The following is an 18,811-nucleotide window of genomic DNA, read 5'->3' as shown; positions in this document are numbered from 1 at the left end:
TCGCGCACCATTGTGGCTCCTCTGCGGCGTAATTGGGCATGGCAGTGAGCTGTCTTGGTGCTGGTTTGATTTATGTAGCGCCCCTTTGCACGGGGGCGCTTCCAAGATGTTGGACGATTCAGTGCCCGCCTGTGTGGGCCTGATTGATCAACTTCTTAGTGAATAGGTGTTTTTCATGGACGAACACAGCCAACCTGCAAAGCGTGCGGCTATCCCCGTCGGCCACTCTAAACTGCCCAAGCTCACGCCGGCCTTTCTCAATATTGATGACGCGGCGCGGTACGTGCACGAGCAAATAGGCGGTCGACGTGACGTCGAGTACGGCAGCGTGATCGTGCAACGCCTCTCGGACCAATTGTTTGTTGCGACCGAGCCGGTTCGGGATGAAGAAAAGCTCTTTGATCTCGCCAAGATACTTGAGCGCGACAGTCAAACCGGCGATCTGGTGAGCCCACAGGGTTACCGTCTGGTCGCGGGGCTGCATTCGCACCCAGAGAGCTATGACGAAACCCAACGTCAGAACCCCACGTGGTCGCTGCAACAGGTCAAGGCGTTTAACGGGTTTTTCGCCACGGGAGATATCATTCTCAATTGGCGTCTGCGCCATTCGTTGCCTTACGCCTACTTATCCGGCCCCAGTGGCGAATTGATCCGCTACCAATCCACCAACACCCGTGCCGAAGAGCAACGTGTGCGCTGGCTGCGCCGGGAAGGCACGTGGACCTCCGCCCATGACCGGGAAGGGACGGAAGAGGGCGCCTATAAAGCGCTGGCCGTTGTGGGGTTGATACGCTTTGTGGTGTCCAGCCCGGTGTGGGGTGGTTCGGTGGGAGACGTGCCGGTTGACTGGGAACCCTACAAGGCGTTCAAGGCACCCGAGTTGCCGATAGCTTGCGGGCCGGTGTACGCAGAAGTACAGCAGGCGCTTGCACATGCCTCGACGCGTATCCAGCGCCAACCCACCGTACGACAGCAGGTGCTGGTGTTACAGCACAGCGTCAAAGGCCTGTATACCGCCGCCGAGCCGCAACCGCCCGCTCAGCTCAAGCAACTGCCGCCCCTGCCGGAAGGCTTCCACCTGCACGGTGTGTACGTGCATTCGCGACCCTTGCCTGGCAACTATCCCGAGCTGGAAGCCTGGTTGTACAAGAACTTCATCAGTCCGCTGGAGCTGGCGCAGTGCATTGCCCAGTTTCGTGGCTATGCGCTGGCACAGCCTTCGACCCTGGGCGCCTCGCTGTTTATTCGCCTGCGTGACGAGGCGCTGTTGCGTTATCGGTTCTCCGGCTCGGCGGACGAATCACTGCTGTTTGCGACTGAGGCCGATGGTGCGGTTCGTGATCAGGGCTTGCAGGCGCAGTTGGCCGGCGGCGCCTTGCTGACGCGCGACTATGTGCTGCGTGTGGCCAGGGCCGGCGAGCTGACGGTGGAAAAAACCAGTGCCCTGTGGGATCGCCCCGGAGTGGTCGACGCACACTGGCGCCCCTATTCGAACCGCGTACTGATGCCGCTCAAGCAGGCTTTTCTATCGGCCGACGACGCCGCCCGGCATGCGCACCTGCACATTGACGAGCAGCGCGACCAGGCCTATGGCGGGTTGATTCTGCAACGCAGCGACGGGCGCTTCGTCGTCACTGACCCGGTGCGGGCTCAGGGCAGCCCGTTCGCGCTGGATGGCGGCTACCCGAAGGACCGCCAAGGTGGCCTGATCATTTTGCACGCCGGCCATCGCCTGCATGCGCGATATGGGGCGCGCCAGGCATTGTGGAAAAGTGATCGCGCCCAGGGCACGCGACTCAAGTGGAGCCATCAGGAAGCCGAGCTGCATGCGCAGATGTTCAGCGACCTGGATATACAGGCCATCCTGCAATCCCATTGTCCGGGTTACCTCTCGGGAACACAGGACAGCCTGATCGCCTTCCAGCCGGGCGAGGCCACGCCGGCCTGGCGCCAGCAGTGGCAGACACCGGCCTCCGGCGGCATGAGCCCGATCGCTCAGCGTCTGGACAGCGGCGCGATCAAGCCTGCCGATGTTGTGCGCATTCTGGCCGAGCCTGGCACGCTGCGCGTGATGACCGCCAGCACGCTGTGGGGGCCGGCGGAAAAGGTCGAGACGGATTGGGCGCCGTTCGTGCGGGTGCTGGAGTTTCAACGGCCCGACGAGTTGAGTTATGGCGCGGTGTTCGCCAGCGCCGACGCCGCGGCCCTGGACCTGCAGCATCGGCAACCGGAGCGCGCCTACCCGCGCTATGCCAGCGTGTTCTTCGCGTTCATCTTCAAGCACCAGAGCCGTGAAGAATATGTGGCCAGCGAGTGGGTGCCGGTCACGCAGAAAACCCCACTGCTGTCGCTGCCTGGCGTGTCCGCCAACCCGGTGCCTGAAGGCTTTGCCTGCCAGGGCGTGTACTACACCCGGCAAATGGCGGGCAGCCGTTCGACGGCATGGCTGGAGCGACTGTTTATCCTGCCCGATGATTTGAGCACGGCCATCATTGAGGGGCGCACCGCGATTCCCTCATCGAGCCGTGGTGCGACGATTTACATCGCGCCGCCGGAAGGTGCTTTGTTGAGTTACCGCTCGCCCTCGCCCGGTGGTCTGTTCGAGGCCGAGAGCAGCGGTGACAGCGTCGAGCAGATCAAGGCCAAGTTGAGTTTTGGTACCCTGGACGGGCTTGGGTTCGTGCACAAGGTGGCTGCCGCCGGTGAGTTGCGAGTGGTTGCTGCCAGCCCCTGCTGGGACCGCCCGGGCATCGTCTCGGGCACCTGGGAGGCTTATGCGCATCTGCCGCGTCGGCGCATGAGCGCGGCGTTCCTGTCGATGGACGATGCCGCGCGCTATGTGTGCAGCAGAATGGCACGAGGGGGTGGCACAAGAAGCTACGGCGGGGCGATTCTGCGTCGCGATGACGGCTGGTTCATCGCCAGCGAACCGTTATGGCTTGCCGATGAGGCGTTGGATCAGAGCGGGTTGTTTCCCGATGAGCTGGTGGCCCGTGGGCTTTACCCCGAGCGCTGTAAATTGGTGGCCTATTATTCTTCGCGTCCAGTGACGCGCATGCCGTTCCTGCTGACGAGCGAGCAGGCCACCGTGTACAGCAACATATTTTCCACCCGGCTGTTGGCCCATGCGATGAGTGAGGGGCATAAGGGCATCACGCACTACTCGCTGGGGCAGGACGGCTCGCTGATTCGCCTGCTGGCGACGGCCCGGGTCAAATACCCGCTGATCACCCAGGCCAACCTGGTCATGCGTCCGCACAACCGTCGCGACTGGCTCTATGGCGAGACTGAACGCGTGTTGCGCTCCGGCGAGTTGACGCCAGTGGAGTACGTCAATCGGGTCGCTGCCTCGTTCTCCCTGGACGTGGTGCTGGGTAGCGCGCTGTGGGGCGCGCCAGGGCCGGTGTCGGGTTGGGTGCCTTACGCCACGCCGCAGAGCGCCGAGCGCGGTTATGTACGAGCGCGGCATGACCCGGCGTTTGGACCGGTCTGTACTCAATTGGACGATGCTGCGCGGTCGTTGTCCCCGGCGCTGACGACGTGCGACGAGCTGCAGATCGGTTCTCTGCTCAAGTCCCAGGACGGCCACTTCGTCGCGACCTTGCCGATCAAGGACAGTGGTGCGCGGTTCGCCCATCGACGGGTGTTCAGTGACGCGGGTTACCCGCGTGGCTACGCAATGGCAGGGCTGTACTTTTGCGTGTCGCAGCCTTTCGAATTGCGTCCCTCTGGTGTCATCAGTGGCGACAAGATCTTCCAAGGGCTGTTTTCGCCCTACGACCTCAAGGATGCGCTGTATCAGGTCCGTGGCACCCGTGAGCGTGCGAGCCTGCCGTTGTACATCTTCTGTGCCGACGGCGCCTTGCTTAAGTTCGTGGTGGTCAACGATCGGTTTGTTCAATACCGCGACCAGTCGGATTTGCACGCACGGGTGCTGAGCCCGCGCGATTTCATCCGGCGCATGGCGGCGGCCGGCGACTTGCGCATCCTGCGCTCCAGTGACAACTGGCCGGGCCTTGGCGTGGTGGACAGCCAGTGGCAACCGGGACGTTCGCAGGGCGTGCCGGCACCCGACGAACACACCCTGAGCCTGGGGCCGGTGTACATCCATACTGAAGATGCGGCGCTGCATATCCATGAGCTGGCGGGGCAGTTTGCCGGTAAACAGTTCCTGGGGGCGCAGCTGAAAAACACGGCGGGCAGTGGCTACCTGCCGGTCCTTCCGACGCTGGACCAGGGCTACCCCTCCCTGGTCGCCGAGCGCTTGTTCCCCCAGGCTTTCAAGGGCATCGGCCCGGCCCGCAGGGTGCCGCAGCTGCCTGATGGCTACCGGTTCTGCGCCGCGCACCTGGTGTTTCACGACGGGCTCGACCAGCCTGCAAGGGCGAGTGAAGACAATTACCGCAGGTCCTTCGTCTCGTGGCGTGAAGTAGGTTTCTACGTTCACACCTTGAAGAGTGCCGGGGTGGCGATCAACGCGCTGTACCTGACCACACGCGATGGTGCCCTGTTGAGCTACCAGCCAAGTTTCAGCAACGATGAGTACAACCTGTTGGACACCGGCCTCAAATGGTCCCAGGCCGGCGGCTACACTGCGTATGCGCCAGCCCCCGCCCATGTGGTTCTGGAGCTGGCGCGCCTCGGTGAGTTGCGGGTGATTCACCCGTCGGCGTTCTGGCGTCTGCGCGGAAAACTCGGCGCCGACCTGGCCTCGTCGGTCGGCGAGGTGGTGCTGGTGCCGACCAAAGACGAGCTATGAGCCGCTCGCGCTTTGCCAGAAAAATCGTGACAACACCAGCCGATCCAAGGCCCACATCAACACCAGTGAAACCCCCACCAGCGGGAACAGGAGCGCCAGGCCGAACATAATCACCATTGCGGTTTTCCACGTGGGTAGGTCATGGCGCAGCGGTGGAACGCCTAAGCCGCCCGCCGGGCGGCGCTTCCACCAGATCACCAGGCCACTGACCGCGCTGAGTAGAATCATCAGACAGATCAGCAAGACGATGATCTGGTTCACCACGCCGAACATCTTGCCCTCGTGCAGCATCACGCCGGTCTCGGTGGCGCGTGCGACGCTGTTGTAGTGTTCCCAGCGCACATCGGCCAGGACCTTGCCGGTGTATTGATCCACATGCAGGGTGGCGTCGTTGTGCGGGTCATCGGCAAACACCGCGACCGTGAACACGCCGGTGGCCGTGGTGGGGAAGGTGATGCTGTAGCCGGGCTCGACCTTGCGTGCGCTGGCCAGGTCGACCACTTGTTGCAGGCGCAGCGCCGGTGCGGCCGGGCCTGTATGCATGGCGCCGTGGTTCATGTGTTCGGCATGGTCGCCGGACATCGGCATGGGTGTGTTTTCCACGGCCCACGGCACGGTCTGTTGGCTGGCGGTATTGAGGGTGCGGGCCTGCTGGTCGGATTGCGGCACGTTGTTCCACATGGCGTCCGGGAAGCGGTTCCACAGCTGCGCATACTGCTTGCCCCAGAAGCCGGTCCAGGTCATGCCGCTGAGCAGCATCACCAGCAGAAACGCGGCGCCCCAGAAACCGACCACGGCATGCATATCGCGCCAGAACACCCGGCCGCGTGCATTCAACCGAGGCCACAACACACCGGCCGCCGACTTGCCTCGCGGCCACCACAGGTACAGGCCCGACACCACCAGCATCACGCCCCAGCCGGCGGCGAGTTCCACCAGGCGATCGCCGACGGTGCCGATCATCAGCTCACCGTGCAGGGCGCGGGCGATGGCTTGCAGGTTGTATTTGGCGTCCTGTTGGCCGAGCACGGTGCCACGATACGGGTCGACGAATACCGTCACTTCGCGGCCGTCGTTGTGCATGACGAACTGCGCGCTGCGGGTGGCGTCGGCCGGTGGCAGGTATTTGCTGATCCGGGCCTGGGGGAACGCGGCCTGGGCTCGTTGCAATTGCTCATCGGCACTCAGGGCATGCTCGGCGCTGGGCACGGTCAGCAGGTCGCCATACATCAGCGGGTCGAGCTGGGGTTTGAACAGGTAGATGATGCCGGTGAGGGCCAGCAGCACCATGAACGGGGCGACGAACAGGCCGGCGTAGAAGTGCCAGCGCCAGGCCAGGTTGTAGAAGGAAACTTTTTGAGTGGACATCAGGGGCTCCGCAAGGCGTTGGTTTTTTTGTGTCAGGTAGGCCGCTATCGGGGGCAAGCCCTAATGCTGGTCAGTTAAGAGAACCTGCCGCGACCAAACTCTGTAGTGAGCGGGCTTGCCCCGCGCTGGGTGGCGAAGCCGCCCCAATAAAGACGCCGCGGTATTTCAGGAGGACCGAGGTGCCTGGGTTTGGGGCGGCTGCGCCACCCAGCGCGGGCAAGCCCGCTCACTACAGATGATGTGTTCTACATCCCCCTCCCACATTGGAATGCATTGCAAATGTGGGAGGGGGCTTGCCGCGAGGCGGTCAGAAGCTCATGTCGACTTTGGTCCAGAGGGTGCGCCCCGGCTCCTTGAGGGCTTGCGGGTCGTTGGCCGGGTAGCCGAACCCGGCATTACCGGCCAGGTTCAGGTGCTCGGCATAAGCCTTGCCGAACAGGTTGTCGACGCCGGTGCTGACCTTGAAATTCTTATTGATGCGGTACGCGGCGTTCAGCGAGAACACGCCAAAGCCGCCGCTCTTGTCGAAGTCCTTGCCGACCACGTTGCCCTGGTTCTGGGCGATGCGATTCTGTGCCGCGACCACCCGCCACAAGGCGCCGGCGCTCCAGTCATCTTCGCTGTAGGTCAGGCCGAAACGGGCATCGAGCGGTGGCATTTGCGGCAGTGCCTTGCCATCGCTGCTGTTCTTGCCCCAGGCGTAGGCAAGGGTGGCGTCGGCCTTCCAGTTGCGCGTCAGCTTGTAGGCTGCGCCCAGTTCACCGCCCATGATGCGTGCATCGATATTACGTGCCTGGGAGGTGGTGCCCATCATGCCCGGCCTGTAGTCGAACAGAATGAAGTCCTGCACCCGGCCGATGTAACCCGAGGCCCAGGCTTCCAGATCGGCGGTTTTGTATTGCGCGCCGAAGTCGAGTTGGGTGGTTTTCTCAGGCTTGACGCCATCGAAGGCGTTGACCGAGCCGGCCGCGCCGGTGTTGGGGGAAAACAGTTCCCAGTAGTCCGGGAAACGTTCGGCGTGGCCCAAGCCTGCGTAGACGGTGGTGGGTGTGTCAGCCAGGTCGTGCTCGTAGCGCACGAAGCCCGAGGGTAGGGTATCGGCGCGCGTGTCGTCGGCGGTGGGGTTGGGGCGGGACATCATGCCCGAGCCGGTGGTCTGGCGAAAATCCTTGGCCGAGGCGCGGTCCAGGCGTGCCCCGGTGATCAGGCGGTCGCGGTCGGCGGCGTACCAGGTCAGTTCGCCGAACACGCCGTAGTTGTGGAAGTTGGCGTCCTTGTTGCGCGGCAGATCCTTGTACGTGTCGATGCCCATGCTGCTGCGCTGGCGGTGTTCATTGGTTTGCGCGTCCAGGCCGCTGATCAATTGCACATCGGCCCAGCGCCAGGTGGCCTTGATGCGGGCGCCGAGGGTGCGACGGTCGACGTTGGAGGCCATCGGCCCGGCCATCATGCCGGTGCCCGACGGTACGCGCAGGCTGTAGTTGTCCATCACGTGGTCGGCATAGTTGTAGTAGACCTGGGCTTCGACCTTGTCCAGCACTTCGCCGATGTTGGATTTCTCGAAACGCAGGCCCAGGCTTTCGCGCAGGAACTGCGAGCCGTCCATGCCGCGCCCGGCGTACCGCGCTTCTCCATCACCGCGCCCGGCGGTGAGTTCCAGCAGGGTATCGGCGTCGGGCGTGAAACCGACGGCCACGTCGCCGTTCCACTTGTCGTAGCGCGAGGCGACCGTTTTGTTGTTGCCGTCCTTGTAATCATCGGCGTGGGCCTGGTTGCCGATCACCCGCACATAGCCCAGCGGCCCGCCGGCGGCGGCATCGATGACCTTGTCGAAACGCCCATTCGAACCGGCCAGCACGCTGGCGTTGACCCGCGTGCCCAGCTCACCGAACTGCTCGGGTTCGCGGTCGAACAGGATCGTGCCGGCCGATGCGCCTGGGCCCCAGAGCACGGTTTGCGGGCCTTTGATCACGGTCAGCTTGTCATAGGTCTCCGGTGAGATGTACGAGGTGGGCGCATCCATCCGCCCGGGGCAGGCGCCGAGCATCATGCCGCCGTTGGTGAGGATGTTCAGGCGCGAGCCGAACATGCCGCGCAGCACCGGGTCGCCATTGGTGCCGCCATTGCGCACCAGGGCAAAGCCGGGGATGGTCTTGAGGTAGTCGCCACCGTCGCTGGCGGGCACCGGTTGGCGCGGGTCTTTCGGGTTGGTGATGACCGTCAGCGGCGAGCTCGGCGCGATCGCGGTGATCACGGTAGGGCTCAACTCGTGCTCGTCGGCATGGGCCTGTGGAACCAGCAGTGCGCCGCACAGAACGGCGAAAACGGGGGAGCATCCCAAACGGGAGTCAGCAGAAAACCTGGACATGAAAAATTCCATCAATCATTCGTAAACAACACGGCCAGCAGCCTGCGGCTGTCTGTCTAAAGTCGGCCGGGGTGAAGTAACGGTGCTTGGTGCGCTTACGCAGGGATGGGTGGGGCGCGGCTGCGGGCGCCGGGGAAGATGCTCTGCCGGGCATGGCCCAGGCGCGTGGCGGGGGTGAGGGCGTTGGCGGGCGGCGGGGTCTCGAGCAGCACCGGCGAAACGCCGCCGGGCAGCGCCGGGCAGCTGAAGAGCAGGTCGCAATAGCCGCACTTGGCCCAGAGTGCGTGGTGTTCGTCAGGTGCTTTTTTATGATGGGCTTGGCCATGCTCCATCGGCATGCTCATCGACATACCGGCGTGATGATCCATCGGCATCGCTTGAGAGATCAGCGGACCGATAAAGATCATCAACATGGCGAACAGGCTGATCCAACTGCCGCGCTTCACGCGGCGGTGTACCGATAGCCTGGCGCGAGGGGCGCCCATTGCGCGTCAGCCTATTGGGCGTGCTTATGCTCGTGGCCGGCCATTGGCGGTGCTTTCTGCACCGAGACCTGTACCTGCACCTTGCCGGCTTTTTCGAAGGTCAATACCAGTGGGAACTGCTTGCCATCGGTCAACAGGCTGCGGTCTTTGAGCCCCAGCAACATCACGTGATAGGCCATCGGTGCGAAGGTCAGCTCGCCCTTGGCCGGCACTGCCACGCTGGGTACTTGCTGCATCTTCATCAAGTCGCCCTGCATCACATGCTCATGCAGCTCGGCCTTGTCCGCCACCGGCGTTTGCACGCTGAGCAGGCGGTCCGGCGTTTCACCGGTGTTATGAATCACAAAATACGCCGCGACGGTCGGCGCATTGGGCGGCAACTCCTGGGACCAGGGTTGGCTGACCAGCAAGTCGCCGGCCTTGTAGTCCTCGGCGTTGGCGGCACTGAACACCGGCAACAGCAACGCAGCCAGAAGCAGGGAAGATTTGAGCATGGCAGTTCTCCAGAACGGTTCTAAACGCAGTTCACTTGCGAAGACATCAGGCCGTTGGAGAGGCGCGAGGGTTTAGGCTGGGCCATTGCTGGCGCGGGGTTGGGGTTTGCACTCGGGGCGCCGGCAAGCTCTGCGCGGCGTCGAACCGGGTGACATACAACTGCGGCACATGCCCCGGCAGCGCCACCAACGGCGCCGAGCCCGAGCAACACCAGCAGTGCTGCATGGCGGAATGATCGTCCTGCTGCGGCGCCGGAATCTCCAGTTTGCCCAGGGCAATGGTCTTCAGGCTGGCGCCATTGGAGGAGCAGAAACTGCCCCACAGCAATTGCTGCACGGGGTCCTGGGACTGTTGCATCGCCCCGGCCATCGGCATGGCAAAGGCGTTGAACAGCACTGCAAGGCAGGCGATCCACACAATTGCAAAGCGTTGACGGGCCATGGCGGACAATCCGTAGGGGTTTAACGATCAGGCGGGTATTTAGCCTGATCGGGGGGGATAAGTAAAAAGGGGCGGTGTGGTTTGGTGTCGCAGTGCTATCAGCGAGCGCTGGCGTGGAGCTTCAGCCCCAGCGCTTTCATGACTTTCATGATAGTCGCGAATTCGGGATTGCCAGTGCTGGAAAGGGCTTTGTACAAGCTTTCGCGTCCGAGGCCGGCGTCGCGGGCGGTTTGGGTCATGCCTTGGGCGCGAGCGATGTGATTAAGGGCTGAACGAATCAGCAATCCGTCACCTGAATCCTCCTCGAAAGAGGCTTCAAGATACTCGGCCATGTCCTCGGGGGTCTTGAGGTATTCGGCTATGTCGAAATCTTTAAATTCAGTCATGGACCACTCCTTTTTTTCTAAACTCATCTGCAATTTGTTTCGCACGCTGAATGTCGCGCTGTTGCGTTGATTTATCGCCTCCTATCAACAGCAGGTAAACCACCTCACCTATGCGCATGAAGTAAACCCGGTATCCCGGGCCATAGTGGATGCGCATTTCCGATACGCCATTTCCAACGGTTTCGCAGTCTCCGAAGTTGCCCATCGTTGCGTTATCTAATCTTGTCAGTACGCGTCCACGGGCGGGGTTATCGCGCAACGAATGAAACCACTCCTGAAACTCGGCGGATCTCTTGAAACGGATCATCTCGGATCGTATTCCTTGGGATACAGCATGACAAGTGCGACGCACTGCAAAATCAGTGCATCCCCATCGCGGATGCTGGTGCGAAACCGCGAGAGGGGAGGTTAGAGCGGTGGCTTTTGGCTGAACCAGCCGGCTGGTTCGGAAGTGTTTGTAGGGGGATTCGGCTTCAAGGCGAGGAGTGCAATCGGTGACGGTCCCGCTGGTTATTCGTACAAATGGAAATATCCGACAAGTCTTTGAGGTTGCCCCTAGGACACTCGATCTCTAGTCTCCGTACACCGCTGTGAACCCAGCAGTCGGGCGTCGCGGCCCGGATTTTCTAAGAGCAAAAGCGCTATCGTCTGCTTTCAGTTGATGCTTTTTTATCGTCTACTGTGCGGCGCAATGGTGGCTGTGCGCGGGATACCTTCGGGTATGCCGGGTTGCCTTAGGACCGGTCCGCGAACCTGCGTACAGCTGCCACCCCCTCGCGTCGCGGCGAATCAGTGGCAGCTCCACTTTTCTAAGGAGCTTCACAATGATTAAACCCACCCCAAATCCCCCCATCCGGCTCTTCACCGTGGCCGATGAAATCAGCACCGAAGACCTGTTGGTCAACCTCAGCGAAACACTCGCCTCGGCCAATGCATTGAGTTGCGACATTGCCTTTAACCTGGAAGGTGCACCACGTGAGGAATTGCTGGGTGTTGCGCAGTTGATTGAGCTGGCGCAGTTGCTCGCTGAAAGGGTTCACGAAGGTGCAGGGCAGGCGGCAGCCGCGGGTCGTTAACAGTTCGATAAATGATCGTTCCTGCGCTTATGCGTGGGAATGATCGTGTGGCAGGTCTCAGACCTCCCAGCTGGCTTCTCGTATATGGTTGAAGTTGACGACATCTACGCAGTGCTGATGAGCAAACCCCGCGACTCTAAGGTCGTCAGTCAACACCAGGTAATTATCTTTTGCTGCGGCAACAATGCCGACGTCGGTAAGGCCATAGGGTGACAGTTCATAGTCACGACTTATATCCAGGGCTGGATGGTGAATCTCGATTATTGTTGAAAGTGAGTTCTTTAACGTTGCATAGAAGTCGTGAAGCTTGCTCCCATAAAGTCCATTCGTCAGGTTGCTGACTTCAGCGAGAATGTGAGGGGTTGAAACCAGCTTTTCGAACTGATCAATCACTTTTAGCAAAAGTTGATAGTCTTCATGGCTGTAGCCGCGTGTTCTCTTGAACTCCACGATGCTGGCCGTTCCTCCTATCAGTGCCAGCAGTAACAAGTTGGTGTCGACTATGATTCCTTTTCTTCGATATTGCTTGATGTAGGTGTCCATCATATTTCGCGGATCTTCATGGAGCGGAATTCGCCAGTCTGCGCATCAATGATGAAAGTCTTGTATTTTCTTGAAAATATTTCTCCGGAAAGAGCGGCGCCAATTCTCTGGAGTCTATTCGGGTTTGGGACGTTGAAGCCTAGTGTTATTGCCCATGTGTTGCTATTTGGGTCGAGTTCTACTTCCTCAAGCATTAAATCGTTCAACGCCATTTCCTGCCCGAGAAAATCGTTTGCTGCTGCTTTCGCAACTTTAACGGCGTCTTTAACTTCTATCATGTCAGCTCCTGGATAGCGTTGGGCCTGGCTTGAACTGCTGCTGGAGTTTAGCACTTCGTATTGTGGGTTCATCGCCGTCCCTTGAGGTAACAAACAGATTGGATAGAGGGTGGCGAATGATCCTGATCTACCGAATGAAATCTGCCAACGAATCGATTGTTTCAGCGGGCGACAGGAACTCGCGGTCCACCGCAGCCAACACCGGCCGCTTCAACACCAACACCGGTAGCCCACGCTCCCGCGCCACTTCCAGCTTCGGCTCCGTCGCTGCGCTACCGCTGTTCTTGCTGATCAACACATCAATCGCGCGCCGTTCAAACAACTCGTGTTCGTCCTCAATCAAAAACGGCCCACGCGCGCCGATCACCTCACACCGCTCATTCCCCGGATACCCATCCAGCGCGCGCAGTGTCCAGAACTGGTCAACCGGGATTTCATCGAGGTGCTGCAACGGTTCGCGGCCCAATGTGAACAGGGGGCGCTTGAAGGGTTTCAGGGCGGCGATCAAGTCGGCCCAGTCGCTGACCTCGCGCCAATCATCCCCGGCCTGCGGCTGCCATGCCGGACGCCGCAGCGCCCAGCATGGGATGCCGCTCAACTGTGCAGCCTCGGCGGCATTGCGGCTGATCTGCGCCGCGTAGGGGTGGGTCGCGTCGAGAATCAGGCCAATTCCCTCGTCCCGAACAAACGCCGCCAAGCCCTCGGCCCCGCCGTAGCCGCCAACCCGCACCTGGCATGTGAGGTCGGTCGGCACGCGGCCCACCCCGGCCAGACTGTAGATATGCTCCGGCCCCAGAGTCCGCGCAATAGCCAGCGCCTCGGTCACGCCGCCCAGCAGCAAGATGCGTTTCATTGCGGCTTGACCACGTCCAGCAAGGTAATCGGCAACGCCTGGCGCCAAGTATCGAACTCGCCCAGCGGCTGTGCCTGTGCCACATGGACACGGGTCAGCTCGCCGCCATGCTGGGCGCGCCAGTTCATCAAGGTCATTTCGCTTTGCAGGGTCACGGCGTTGGCGACCAGCCTTCCGCCAGGCCGCAGCTGTTGCCAGCAGGTCTCGAGCACGCCGTCGCGGGTGACGCCGCCGCCGATGAAGATCGCGTCCGGTGCCTCCAGGCCGCGTAACGCCTCGGGCGCCTTGCCGCGAACCAGTTGCAGCCCAGGCACGCCCAGCGCATCGCGGTTGTGTTCGATCAGGCCCTGGCGACCTTCATCCGCTTCAATCGCCAGCGCACGGCAACTGGGGTGCGCACGCATCCATTCGATACCAATGGAGCCGCTGCCCGCGCCCACGTCCCACAGCAGTTCACCGGGCACCGGCGCGAGGCGGGCCAGGGTGATGGCGCGCACGTCGCGCTTGGTCAATTGACCGTCGTGCTTGAAGGCGGAATCGGGCAGGCCCGCCAGGCGTGACAGGCGGGGTGTTGCGCAGGAGGCTACGCAGTCGATGGCGACCAGGTTCAAATCGGCGACTGAAGCCTGTTGCCAATCAGCCGCCAAACCGTCGATACGCCGCTCGTCCGCGCCGCCCAGGTGTTCAAACACGCTCAACCGGCTGGGCCCGAACCCGGATTCAGCCAGCAACGAGGCGATCGCAGCAGGGCTGCGACCGTCGTTGCTCAACACCAGCAACCGCACGCCGCTGGCCAAGTGCATATTCAGCGCCGCCAAGGGCCGGGCCACCACGGATAACGTCACCACTTCCTGCAATGGCCAGCCCAATCGCGCCGCCGCCAGCGACACCGACGACGGCGCCGGCACTATCAGCAACTCTGCCGCCGGCACCTGCCGCGCCAGGCTTGCGCCCACGCCATAGAACATCGGATCGCCGCTGGCCAGCACGCACACCGGTTCGCCACGCCGAGCCAGCACCGGCTCCAGGGAAAACGGGCTTGGCCACACTTGGCGCTCACCCCGAATGCATACCGGCAACAGGTCCAGCTGGCGCTGGCCGCCGATGATCCGCGTGGCGCGCAACAGGGCATGCCGGGCATTTCTGCCCAGCCCCTTGAAACCGTCTTCACCGATGCCTACAACCGTCAGCCAGGGCGACATATCAATTCCTTGAACGACATCCGACGGGCAGGCTTTTCATGCCGCCGGACAAAGCAGGCATAATACCGCGCCTTGACCCGTCAACCGGTAGCCCCGTGAACCCAACGCCCGCTGTGAATACCTTGCGCCCCTCGGCTTGTCCGGGGTTGCTGCGTATTGTCCAGGCGCTGGATGGCGGCATTTGCCGGGTCAAACTGGCGGGCGGTTCAATCACCGCCGCCCAAGCCGGCGCCGTGGCAGACGCGGCCCAGGCCTATGCCGGTGGGGTGATCGAGGCGACCAACCGCGCCAACCTGCAGATTCGCGGAATCGGTGCCGACCAGGAAGCGCTGATTGCGACGCTGCTGGCCGCAGGTCTTGGCCCCCGCAACGCCGGCGGCGACGACGTGCGCAACCTGATGCTCAGTCCCAGCGCCGGTATCGACCCGCAAATGCTGTTCGACACTCGCCCGTTGGCCGACCAGATTCTCGCCACCTTGCAAAGCCACCCGCGCTTCCATGAGCTGTCGGCCAAGTTCGCGGTGCAGCTGGATGGTGGCGAAGCCCTGGCGATGCTCGAACATCATCACGATCTGTGGCTGTCGGCGTTTGTACGCGACGGCCAGACGCTGCTCGCGTTCGGCCTGGCTGGTTGCCCTGGGCTGAATGCACCGTTGGGCGCCGTACCGCTGGAGCAGGGCCATGCCCTGGTGGTGGCGGTCCTGGAAGCGTTCCTCGATCTGGCGAGCCCTGCGCAAACCCGCATGCGCCATCTGCCCGTGGAGAGTGTGCTGGGCCGTCTCAACCTGCCGCTGCTGCCCACCGACGGTTTCAAACGCCCGCCCAGCGGTGCGTTGCTGCACCTCGGAACCTATCCGCAGGAGCAAAAGAACCAGTTCTACGTCGCGGCTATCGCCCCGTTGGGCCGCCTGGATTCGACGATGCTCAAAGGCGCTGCGCAACTGGCCAACGAGTACGGCGACGGCACCTTGCGTTTCACGCCTTGGCAAGGCGTGCTACTGCCCTACGTCGAAAAGCCGCACGCAGTGACCCAACGCCTGGCGCAGTTGGGCTTTCTCTGTTCTATCGAGCAGCCCCTGGCGCGCATGATCGCCTGCACCGGCTCCAGCGGCTGCGGCAAAGCCCTGGCCGACACCAAGGCTGACGCGGTGCAACTCGCCGCGTTGCACCCCGGCCATGACGTGCACCTGTCCGGCTGCCCGCGTTCCTGCGCCGCCGCGCACACCGCGCCGGTCACGCTGCTGGCGGTAAGCCCGGGCCACTACGACCTCTATTTTCGTGATCCAGCCCAACCCGGTTTCGGCCGGCTGCACGCGCACAACCTTTCCATTGAAGCGACGGGCGCCTTGCTACGCGCCCGCCCACGGAGCAACACCGATGATTGATTACATCCGCGACGGTCAGGAGATCTATCGCAACTCCTTTGCCATTATTCGCGCGGAAGCCAAGTTGGACCGCATCCCGGCCGACCTGGAAAAACTCGCGGTGCGCGTGATTCATGCGTGCGGCATGGTCGAGGCAATCGACGGCCTGCAGTTTTCCGAAGGCGCGGGCCAGGCCGGGCGCGCTGCGTTGGCCGCTGGCGCGCCGATTCTGTGTGATGCGCGAATGGTCTCCGAAGGCGTGACCCGAGCACGCCTGCCGGCCAATAACCCCGTGATCTGCACCCTGCGCGACGACAGCGTGCCGCAATTGGCGCGGGAGTTGGGCAACACCCGTTCCGCTGCCGCCCTGGAGCTGTGGCGCCCGCACCTGGAAGGTAGCGTGGTGGTGATCGGCAACGCGCCGACGGCCTTGTTCTACTTGCTGGAAATGCTCGACGCCGGCGCCCCGAAACCGGCATTGATCCTGGGTTTCCCGGTGGGGTTTGTCGGCGCTGCCGAATCCAAGGCCATGCTTGCAGCCGATAGTCGTGGCGTGCCCTTTGTGATCATGCAGGGCCGCCTGGGCGGCAGTGCGATGGCTGCCGCTGCGGTCAACGCCTTGGCCACGGAGGTCGAATAATGCAGGCACGCGGACGTTTGATCGGCCTGGGCGTCGGCCCCGGTGACCCGGAACTCATCACCCTCAAGGCCCTGCGCCTGCTGCGCGAGTCGCCGGTGGTGGCTTACTTCGTGGCCAAGGGCAAGAAGGGCAACGCCTTCGGCATCATCGAAGACCACCTGGTGCCGCAACAGACCCTGATGCCGTTGGTGTACCCGGTGACCACCGAGGTGCTGCCGGCACCGATGTCCTATGAACAGGTCATCAGCGATTTCTACGACGCCGCCAGTGTCGACGTGGCCGTGCACTTGGACGCCGGCCGCGACGTGGCGGTGATCTGCGAAGGCGACCCGTTCTTCTATGGCTCCTACATGTACCTGCACGACCGCCTGGCCGAACGCTATGAAGCCCAGGTCATTCCGGGGGTGTGTTCGATGCTCGGTGGTGCGTCGGTGCTCGGCGCGCCGTTGGTGTATCGCAACCAGAGCTTGTCGGTGCTTTCGGGCGTGTTGCCCCACGACGATCTCAAGCGCCGCCTGGCGGACGCCGACGCCGCGGTGATCATGAAGCTGGGGCGCAACTTTCCCAAGGTGCGCCAGGTGCTCGAAGAGCTCGGCCTGGCCAAGCGTGCGCTGTATGTGGAGCGCGCGACCATGGCCAACCAGAAGATCGTACCGCTGGATCAGGTTGATCCTGCTTCGTCGCCGTACTTTTCGTTGATCATCGTACCCGGTGAACGGTGGCAAGGTTGATGAGCCCGGCGATTGTCATCCTCGGCCAGGGCAGCCTGGCCACTGCGCGCAAGATCCAGCAGGTGTACCCCGGCGCCTTGATCTACGGCCTGGCGGCTCGGGTCGACGGCGCCGACCGGGTCTACAGTGAGTTCGGTACGACCCTGCGCCAGCTCTATCAACAAGGCACGCCGCTGATTGCGCTGTGCGCCGCCGGCATTGTGATCCGCACCCTGGCGCCGCTGCTGCTGGAAAAGGGCGAAGAACCCGCCGTGCTGGCGGTTGCCGAAGACGGTAGCGCCGTGGTGCCGCTGCTCGGCGGGCTGGGCGGCGTGAACGTCATGGCACGCGACATTGGCGCTGCGCTGCAGGTGGCCGCTGCGATTACCACCAGTGGCGAGCTGCGTTTCGGCACTTGCCTGCTCAACCCGCCCAAGGGCTATGAGTTGGCGGATCTGGAGCTGGGCAAGCGCTTCGTTTCCGACCTGCTGGCCGGTGAAAGGGTACGCATCGAGGGCGTAGCGCCGTGGTTGGACCAGGCCAACCTGCCCCAGGACGCACAGGCACGCCTGGCGATTCACGTGGGCAATGCCGAGCGCAGCCCAGCGCCCGATGAGTTGCTGATTTATCCGAAGAACGTGAGCGTGACCTGCAAGCCAGGTGCACAACTGGCTGAGCGTGTGCGCACGGCGCTGCGTGAGGCGGGTATCGCCGTGCAATCCCTGGCGTGCCTGCTGGCCAGCGATACGCACATGGCTGAAGCGTCGTTGCACGCAGCGGCGTTGGAGCTGGGTGTACCGCTGCGTTTCGTCAGTGCCGGCCGCGATGCCGATATCGTCATCGATGTCGCCGAGCAACCATTGGACCTGTCGCAAGTCGGCCGGGTGCGTGGCCGCCTTGCTGTGATCGGCCTGGGCCCTGGCGCAGCCGAGTTGATGGTGCCGGCGGTCAAGGCTGAACTGGCGCGTTGCACCGACGTGCTGGGTTATGAAACCTACGTGCGCATGGCCGGCCCGTTTCGTGACGATCAGGTGCAGCACTGCACCGATAACCGCGAAGAAATGCAGCGCGCGCGCCACGCTTTCGAGCTGGCGGCCCAGGGGCGCTCGGTGGTGGTGGTGTCGTCCGGCGACCCGGGCGTGTTCGCCATGGCCGCCGCGGTGATCGAGGCTTTGCACGAGTCCACCGACCCGACGTGGCATCAGGTCGACCTGCAAATCCTGCCGGGTGTCTCGGCCTCGCTCGCCACCGCCGCCCAGGCGGGGGCGCCGTTGGGTCATGACTTCTGCGTGATGTCGCTGTCGGACAACCTCAAACCGTGGTCGATCATCGAAAAACGCCTGGATCTCGCGTCCCAGGCCGATCTGGCGCTGGCGTTCTACAATCCGATCTCCCGCTCACGGCCGTGGCAGCTGGGGCGTGCACTGGAAATCGTGGCACTGCACCGCACGCCTGAAACGCCCGTGGTGCTGGGGCGCGATATCGGTCGTCCGGGCCAGACCCTGCGTGTCACCACGTTGGGGCAACTGACGCCGGAGCAGGTGGACATGCGCACCATGGTGTTGGTCGGCTCGTCCACTACCTGCACATTCCCGCGTGCCGGTGGCGGTCAATGGGTATATACACCGCGTTGGTACGGCGAAAAGCCCGCCTCCTGAAAACGCTTTATTGGTCGCCGGAAAGCTCCGAATGACCCAGGGATTTTCCTGGCGTCGTTCGGGGCTTTTTCTTTTTTCTGCGACGAAATCCGTAAGCCTGCCCGTCACGCGGCGTGATTGCTGGGCAGCGCGCTTCGCCGGGTTGGGCCAAGGGATTTATAGCGTCTGGAAAGCCTATCAGCCCG

At 62.7% G+C, this 18,811-nt stretch carries 17 protein-coding genes; 6 read left to right on the top strand and 11 right to left on the bottom strand.

Annotated elements, in window-relative coordinates:
- The first annotated feature begins 175 nt into the window (after nucleotides 1-175).
- Nucleotides 176-4,759 carry a DUF4329 domain-containing protein gene (locus C9383_RS12785; protein WP_090367071.1) on the top strand — a complete coding sequence of 1,528 codons (4,584 nt, stop codon included), beginning with the start codon at nucleotides 176-178 and terminating at the stop codon, nucleotides 4,757-4,759.
- Here the strand turns inward: C9383_RS12785 and C9383_RS12780 are convergent.
- The 7 genes from C9383_RS12780 to C9383_RS12750 form a co-directional block, all read right to left on the bottom strand.
- On the bottom strand, nucleotides 4,754-6,127 hold the full coding sequence (locus tag C9383_RS12780) for a PepSY-associated TM helix domain-containing protein (protein ID WP_090367069.1): 1,374 nt from the start codon (nucleotides 6,125-6,127) through the stop codon (nucleotides 4,754-4,756). The genes C9383_RS12785 and C9383_RS12780 overlap by 6 nt on opposite strands.
- Before the next feature lie 307 nt (nucleotides 6,128-6,434).
- A complete protein-coding gene (locus C9383_RS12775; RefSeq protein WP_090367067.1) occupies nucleotides 6,435-8,495 on the bottom strand; it encodes a TonB-dependent copper receptor in 2,061 nt (686 codons plus the stop codon).
- A 95-nt stretch (nucleotides 8,496-8,590) separates the two neighbouring features.
- Complete coding sequence (locus C9383_RS12770; RefSeq protein WP_090367065.1) at nucleotides 8,591-8,980, bottom strand: DUF2946 domain-containing protein; 390 nt, start codon at nucleotides 8,978-8,980, stop codon at nucleotides 8,591-8,593.
- Nucleotides 8,981-8,991: 11 nt separating this feature from the next.
- The gene (locus tag C9383_RS12765; RefSeq protein ID WP_060755042.1) at nucleotides 8,992-9,474 is read right to left on the bottom strand and encodes a copper chaperone PCu(A)C; all 483 of its coding nucleotides are present in this window, start codon (nucleotides 9,472-9,474) and stop codon (nucleotides 8,992-8,994) included.
- 46 nt (nucleotides 9,475-9,520) lie between these two features.
- Nucleotides 9,521-9,916: a DUF2946 domain-containing protein gene (locus C9383_RS12760; protein WP_090367063.1), complete on the bottom strand. Its 396-nt coding sequence runs from the start codon at nucleotides 9,914-9,916 to the stop codon at nucleotides 9,521-9,523.
- Between the two features lie 98 nt (nucleotides 9,917-10,014).
- A complete protein-coding gene (locus C9383_RS12755) occupies nucleotides 10,015-10,302 on the bottom strand; it encodes an addiction module antidote protein (protein WP_090367061.1) in 288 nt (95 codons plus the stop codon).
- On the bottom strand, nucleotides 10,295-10,609 hold the full coding sequence (locus C9383_RS12750) for a type II toxin-antitoxin system RelE/ParE family toxin (RefSeq protein WP_090367059.1): 315 nt from the start codon (nucleotides 10,607-10,609) through the stop codon (nucleotides 10,295-10,297). Before C9383_RS12750 ends, C9383_RS12755 begins: the two co-directional genes overlap by 8 nt.
- Before the next feature lie 517 nt (nucleotides 10,610-11,126).
- Between C9383_RS12750 and C9383_RS12745 the strand changes: the two genes are divergently transcribed.
- Complete coding sequence (locus tag C9383_RS12745; RefSeq protein WP_060755038.1) at nucleotides 11,127-11,378, top strand: DUF6124 family protein; 252 nt, start codon at nucleotides 11,127-11,129, stop codon at nucleotides 11,376-11,378.
- Between the two features lie 57 nt (nucleotides 11,379-11,435).
- Here the strand turns inward: C9383_RS12745 and C9383_RS12740 are convergent, their stop codons facing one another.
- The 4 genes from C9383_RS12740 to cbiE are packed head-to-tail and all read right to left on the bottom strand — an operon-like array spanning nucleotide 11,436 to nucleotide 14,254.
- A complete protein-coding gene (locus C9383_RS12740; protein WP_090367057.1) occupies nucleotides 11,436-11,924 on the bottom strand; it encodes a PIN domain-containing protein in 489 nt (162 codons plus the stop codon).
- Nucleotides 11,921-12,271, bottom strand: coding sequence for a hypothetical protein (locus C9383_RS12735; protein WP_211322900.1), 351 nt, complete (start codon nucleotides 12,269-12,271; stop codon nucleotides 11,921-11,923). The genes C9383_RS12740 and C9383_RS12735 overlap by 4 nt, the downstream gene beginning before the upstream one ends.
- A 55-nt stretch (nucleotides 12,272-12,326) precedes the next feature.
- Complete coding sequence (locus C9383_RS12730) at nucleotides 12,327-13,052, bottom strand: cobalt-precorrin-6A reductase (protein ID WP_090367053.1); 726 nt, start codon at nucleotides 13,050-13,052, stop codon at nucleotides 12,327-12,329.
- Nucleotides 13,049-14,254, bottom strand: coding sequence for a precorrin-6y C5,15-methyltransferase (decarboxylating) subunit CbiE (cbiE, locus tag C9383_RS12725; RefSeq protein ID WP_090367051.1), 1,206 nt, complete (start codon nucleotides 14,252-14,254; stop codon nucleotides 13,049-13,051). The genes C9383_RS12730 and cbiE overlap by 4 nt, the downstream gene beginning before the upstream one ends.
- A gap of 38 nt (nucleotides 14,255-14,292) precedes the next feature.
- Here cbiE and cobG point away from each other — a divergent pair, with 38 nt between their 5' ends.
- Genes cobG through cobJ form a run of 4 tightly spaced genes read left to right on the top strand, consistent with a single transcriptional unit; the run spans nucleotide 14,293 to nucleotide 18,626 of the window.
- Complete coding sequence (gene cobG / locus C9383_RS12720; protein WP_090367049.1) at nucleotides 14,293-15,639, top strand: precorrin-3B synthase; 1,347 nt, start codon at nucleotides 14,293-14,295, stop codon at nucleotides 15,637-15,639.
- Nucleotides 15,632-16,258, top strand: a complete 627-nt coding sequence (locus tag C9383_RS12715; protein ID WP_090367047.1) for a precorrin-8X methylmutase — start codon at nucleotides 15,632-15,634, stop codon at nucleotides 16,256-16,258. The genes cobG and C9383_RS12715 overlap by 8 nt, the downstream gene beginning before the upstream one ends.
- The gene (locus tag C9383_RS12710) at nucleotides 16,258-16,989 is read left to right on the top strand and encodes a precorrin-2 C(20)-methyltransferase (protein ID WP_090367045.1); all 732 of its coding nucleotides are present in this window, start codon (nucleotides 16,258-16,260) and stop codon (nucleotides 16,987-16,989) included. The genes C9383_RS12715 and C9383_RS12710 overlap by 1 nt, the downstream gene beginning before the upstream one ends.
- Nucleotides 16,989-18,626: a precorrin-3B C(17)-methyltransferase gene (gene cobJ / locus C9383_RS12705; RefSeq protein ID WP_090367043.1), complete on the top strand. Its 1,638-nt coding sequence runs from the start codon at nucleotides 16,989-16,991 to the stop codon at nucleotides 18,624-18,626. The genes C9383_RS12710 and cobJ overlap by 1 nt, the downstream gene beginning before the upstream one ends.
- Nucleotides 18,627-18,811 lie beyond the last annotated feature (185 nt).

The sequence above is a fragment of the Pseudomonas palleroniana genome (assembly GCF_003031675.1).
In the GTDB taxonomy this organism is placed as follows: Bacteria; Pseudomonadota; Gammaproteobacteria; order Pseudomonadales; family Pseudomonadaceae; genus Aquipseudomonas; species Aquipseudomonas palleroniana.
The sequence above is the reverse complement of the archived record's forward strand: the minus strand, read 5'-3'. Positions and strand labels throughout refer to the sequence as shown.

Excerpts from the sequence above, each read along its gene's own strand:
- C9383_RS12780 (WP_090367069.1), bottom strand. The coding sequence starts at position 6,127 with ATGTCCACTCAAAAAGTTTCCTTCTACAACCTGGCCTGGCGCTGGCAC.
- cobG (WP_090367049.1), top strand. The coding sequence starts at position 14,293 with ATGCCGCCGGACAAAGCAGGCATAATACCGCGCCTTGACCCGTCAACC.
- C9383_RS12785 (WP_090367071.1), top strand. The coding sequence starts at position 176 with ATGGACGAACACAGCCAACCTGCAAAGCGTGCGGCTATCCCCGTCGGC.
- C9383_RS12745 (WP_060755038.1), top strand. The coding sequence starts at position 11,127 with ATGATTAAACCCACCCCAAATCCCCCCATCCGGCTCTTCACCGTGGCC.
- cbiE (WP_090367051.1), bottom strand. The coding sequence starts at position 14,254 with ATGTCGCCCTGGCTGACGGTTGTAGGCATCGGTGAAGACGGTTTCAAG.
- C9383_RS12715 (WP_090367047.1), top strand. The coding sequence starts at position 15,632 with ATGATTGATTACATCCGCGACGGTCAGGAGATCTATCGCAACTCCTTT.
- C9383_RS12740 (WP_090367057.1), bottom strand. The coding sequence starts at position 11,924 with ATGATGGACACCTACATCAAGCAATATCGAAGAAAAGGAATCATAGTC.
- C9383_RS12750 (WP_090367059.1), bottom strand. The coding sequence starts at position 10,609 with ATGATCCGTTTCAAGAGATCCGCCGAGTTTCAGGAGTGGTTTCATTCG.
- C9383_RS12765 (WP_060755042.1), bottom strand. The coding sequence starts at position 9,474 with ATGCTCAAATCTTCCCTGCTTCTGGCTGCGTTGCTGTTGCCGGTGTTC.
- C9383_RS12730 (WP_090367053.1), bottom strand. The coding sequence starts at position 13,052 with ATGAAACGCATCTTGCTGCTGGGCGGCGTGACCGAGGCGCTGGCTATT.
- C9383_RS12710 (WP_090367045.1), top strand. The coding sequence starts at position 16,258 with ATGCAGGCACGCGGACGTTTGATCGGCCTGGGCGTCGGCCCCGGTGAC.
- C9383_RS12760 (WP_090367063.1), bottom strand. The coding sequence starts at position 9,916 with ATGGCCCGTCAACGCTTTGCAATTGTGTGGATCGCCTGCCTTGCAGTG.
- C9383_RS12735 (WP_211322900.1), bottom strand. The coding sequence starts at position 12,271 with ATGAACCCACAATACGAAGTGCTAAACTCCAGCAGCAGTTCAAGCCAG.
- C9383_RS12775 (WP_090367067.1), bottom strand. The coding sequence starts at position 8,495 with ATGTCCAGGTTTTCTGCTGACTCCCGTTTGGGATGCTCCCCCGTTTTC.
- cobJ (WP_090367043.1), top strand. The coding sequence starts at position 16,989 with ATGAGCCCGGCGATTGTCATCCTCGGCCAGGGCAGCCTGGCCACTGCG.
- C9383_RS12755 (WP_090367061.1), bottom strand. The coding sequence starts at position 10,302 with ATGACTGAATTTAAAGATTTCGACATAGCCGAATACCTCAAGACCCCC.
- C9383_RS12770 (WP_090367065.1), bottom strand. The coding sequence starts at position 8,980 with ATGGGCGCCCCTCGCGCCAGGCTATCGGTACACCGCCGCGTGAAGCGC.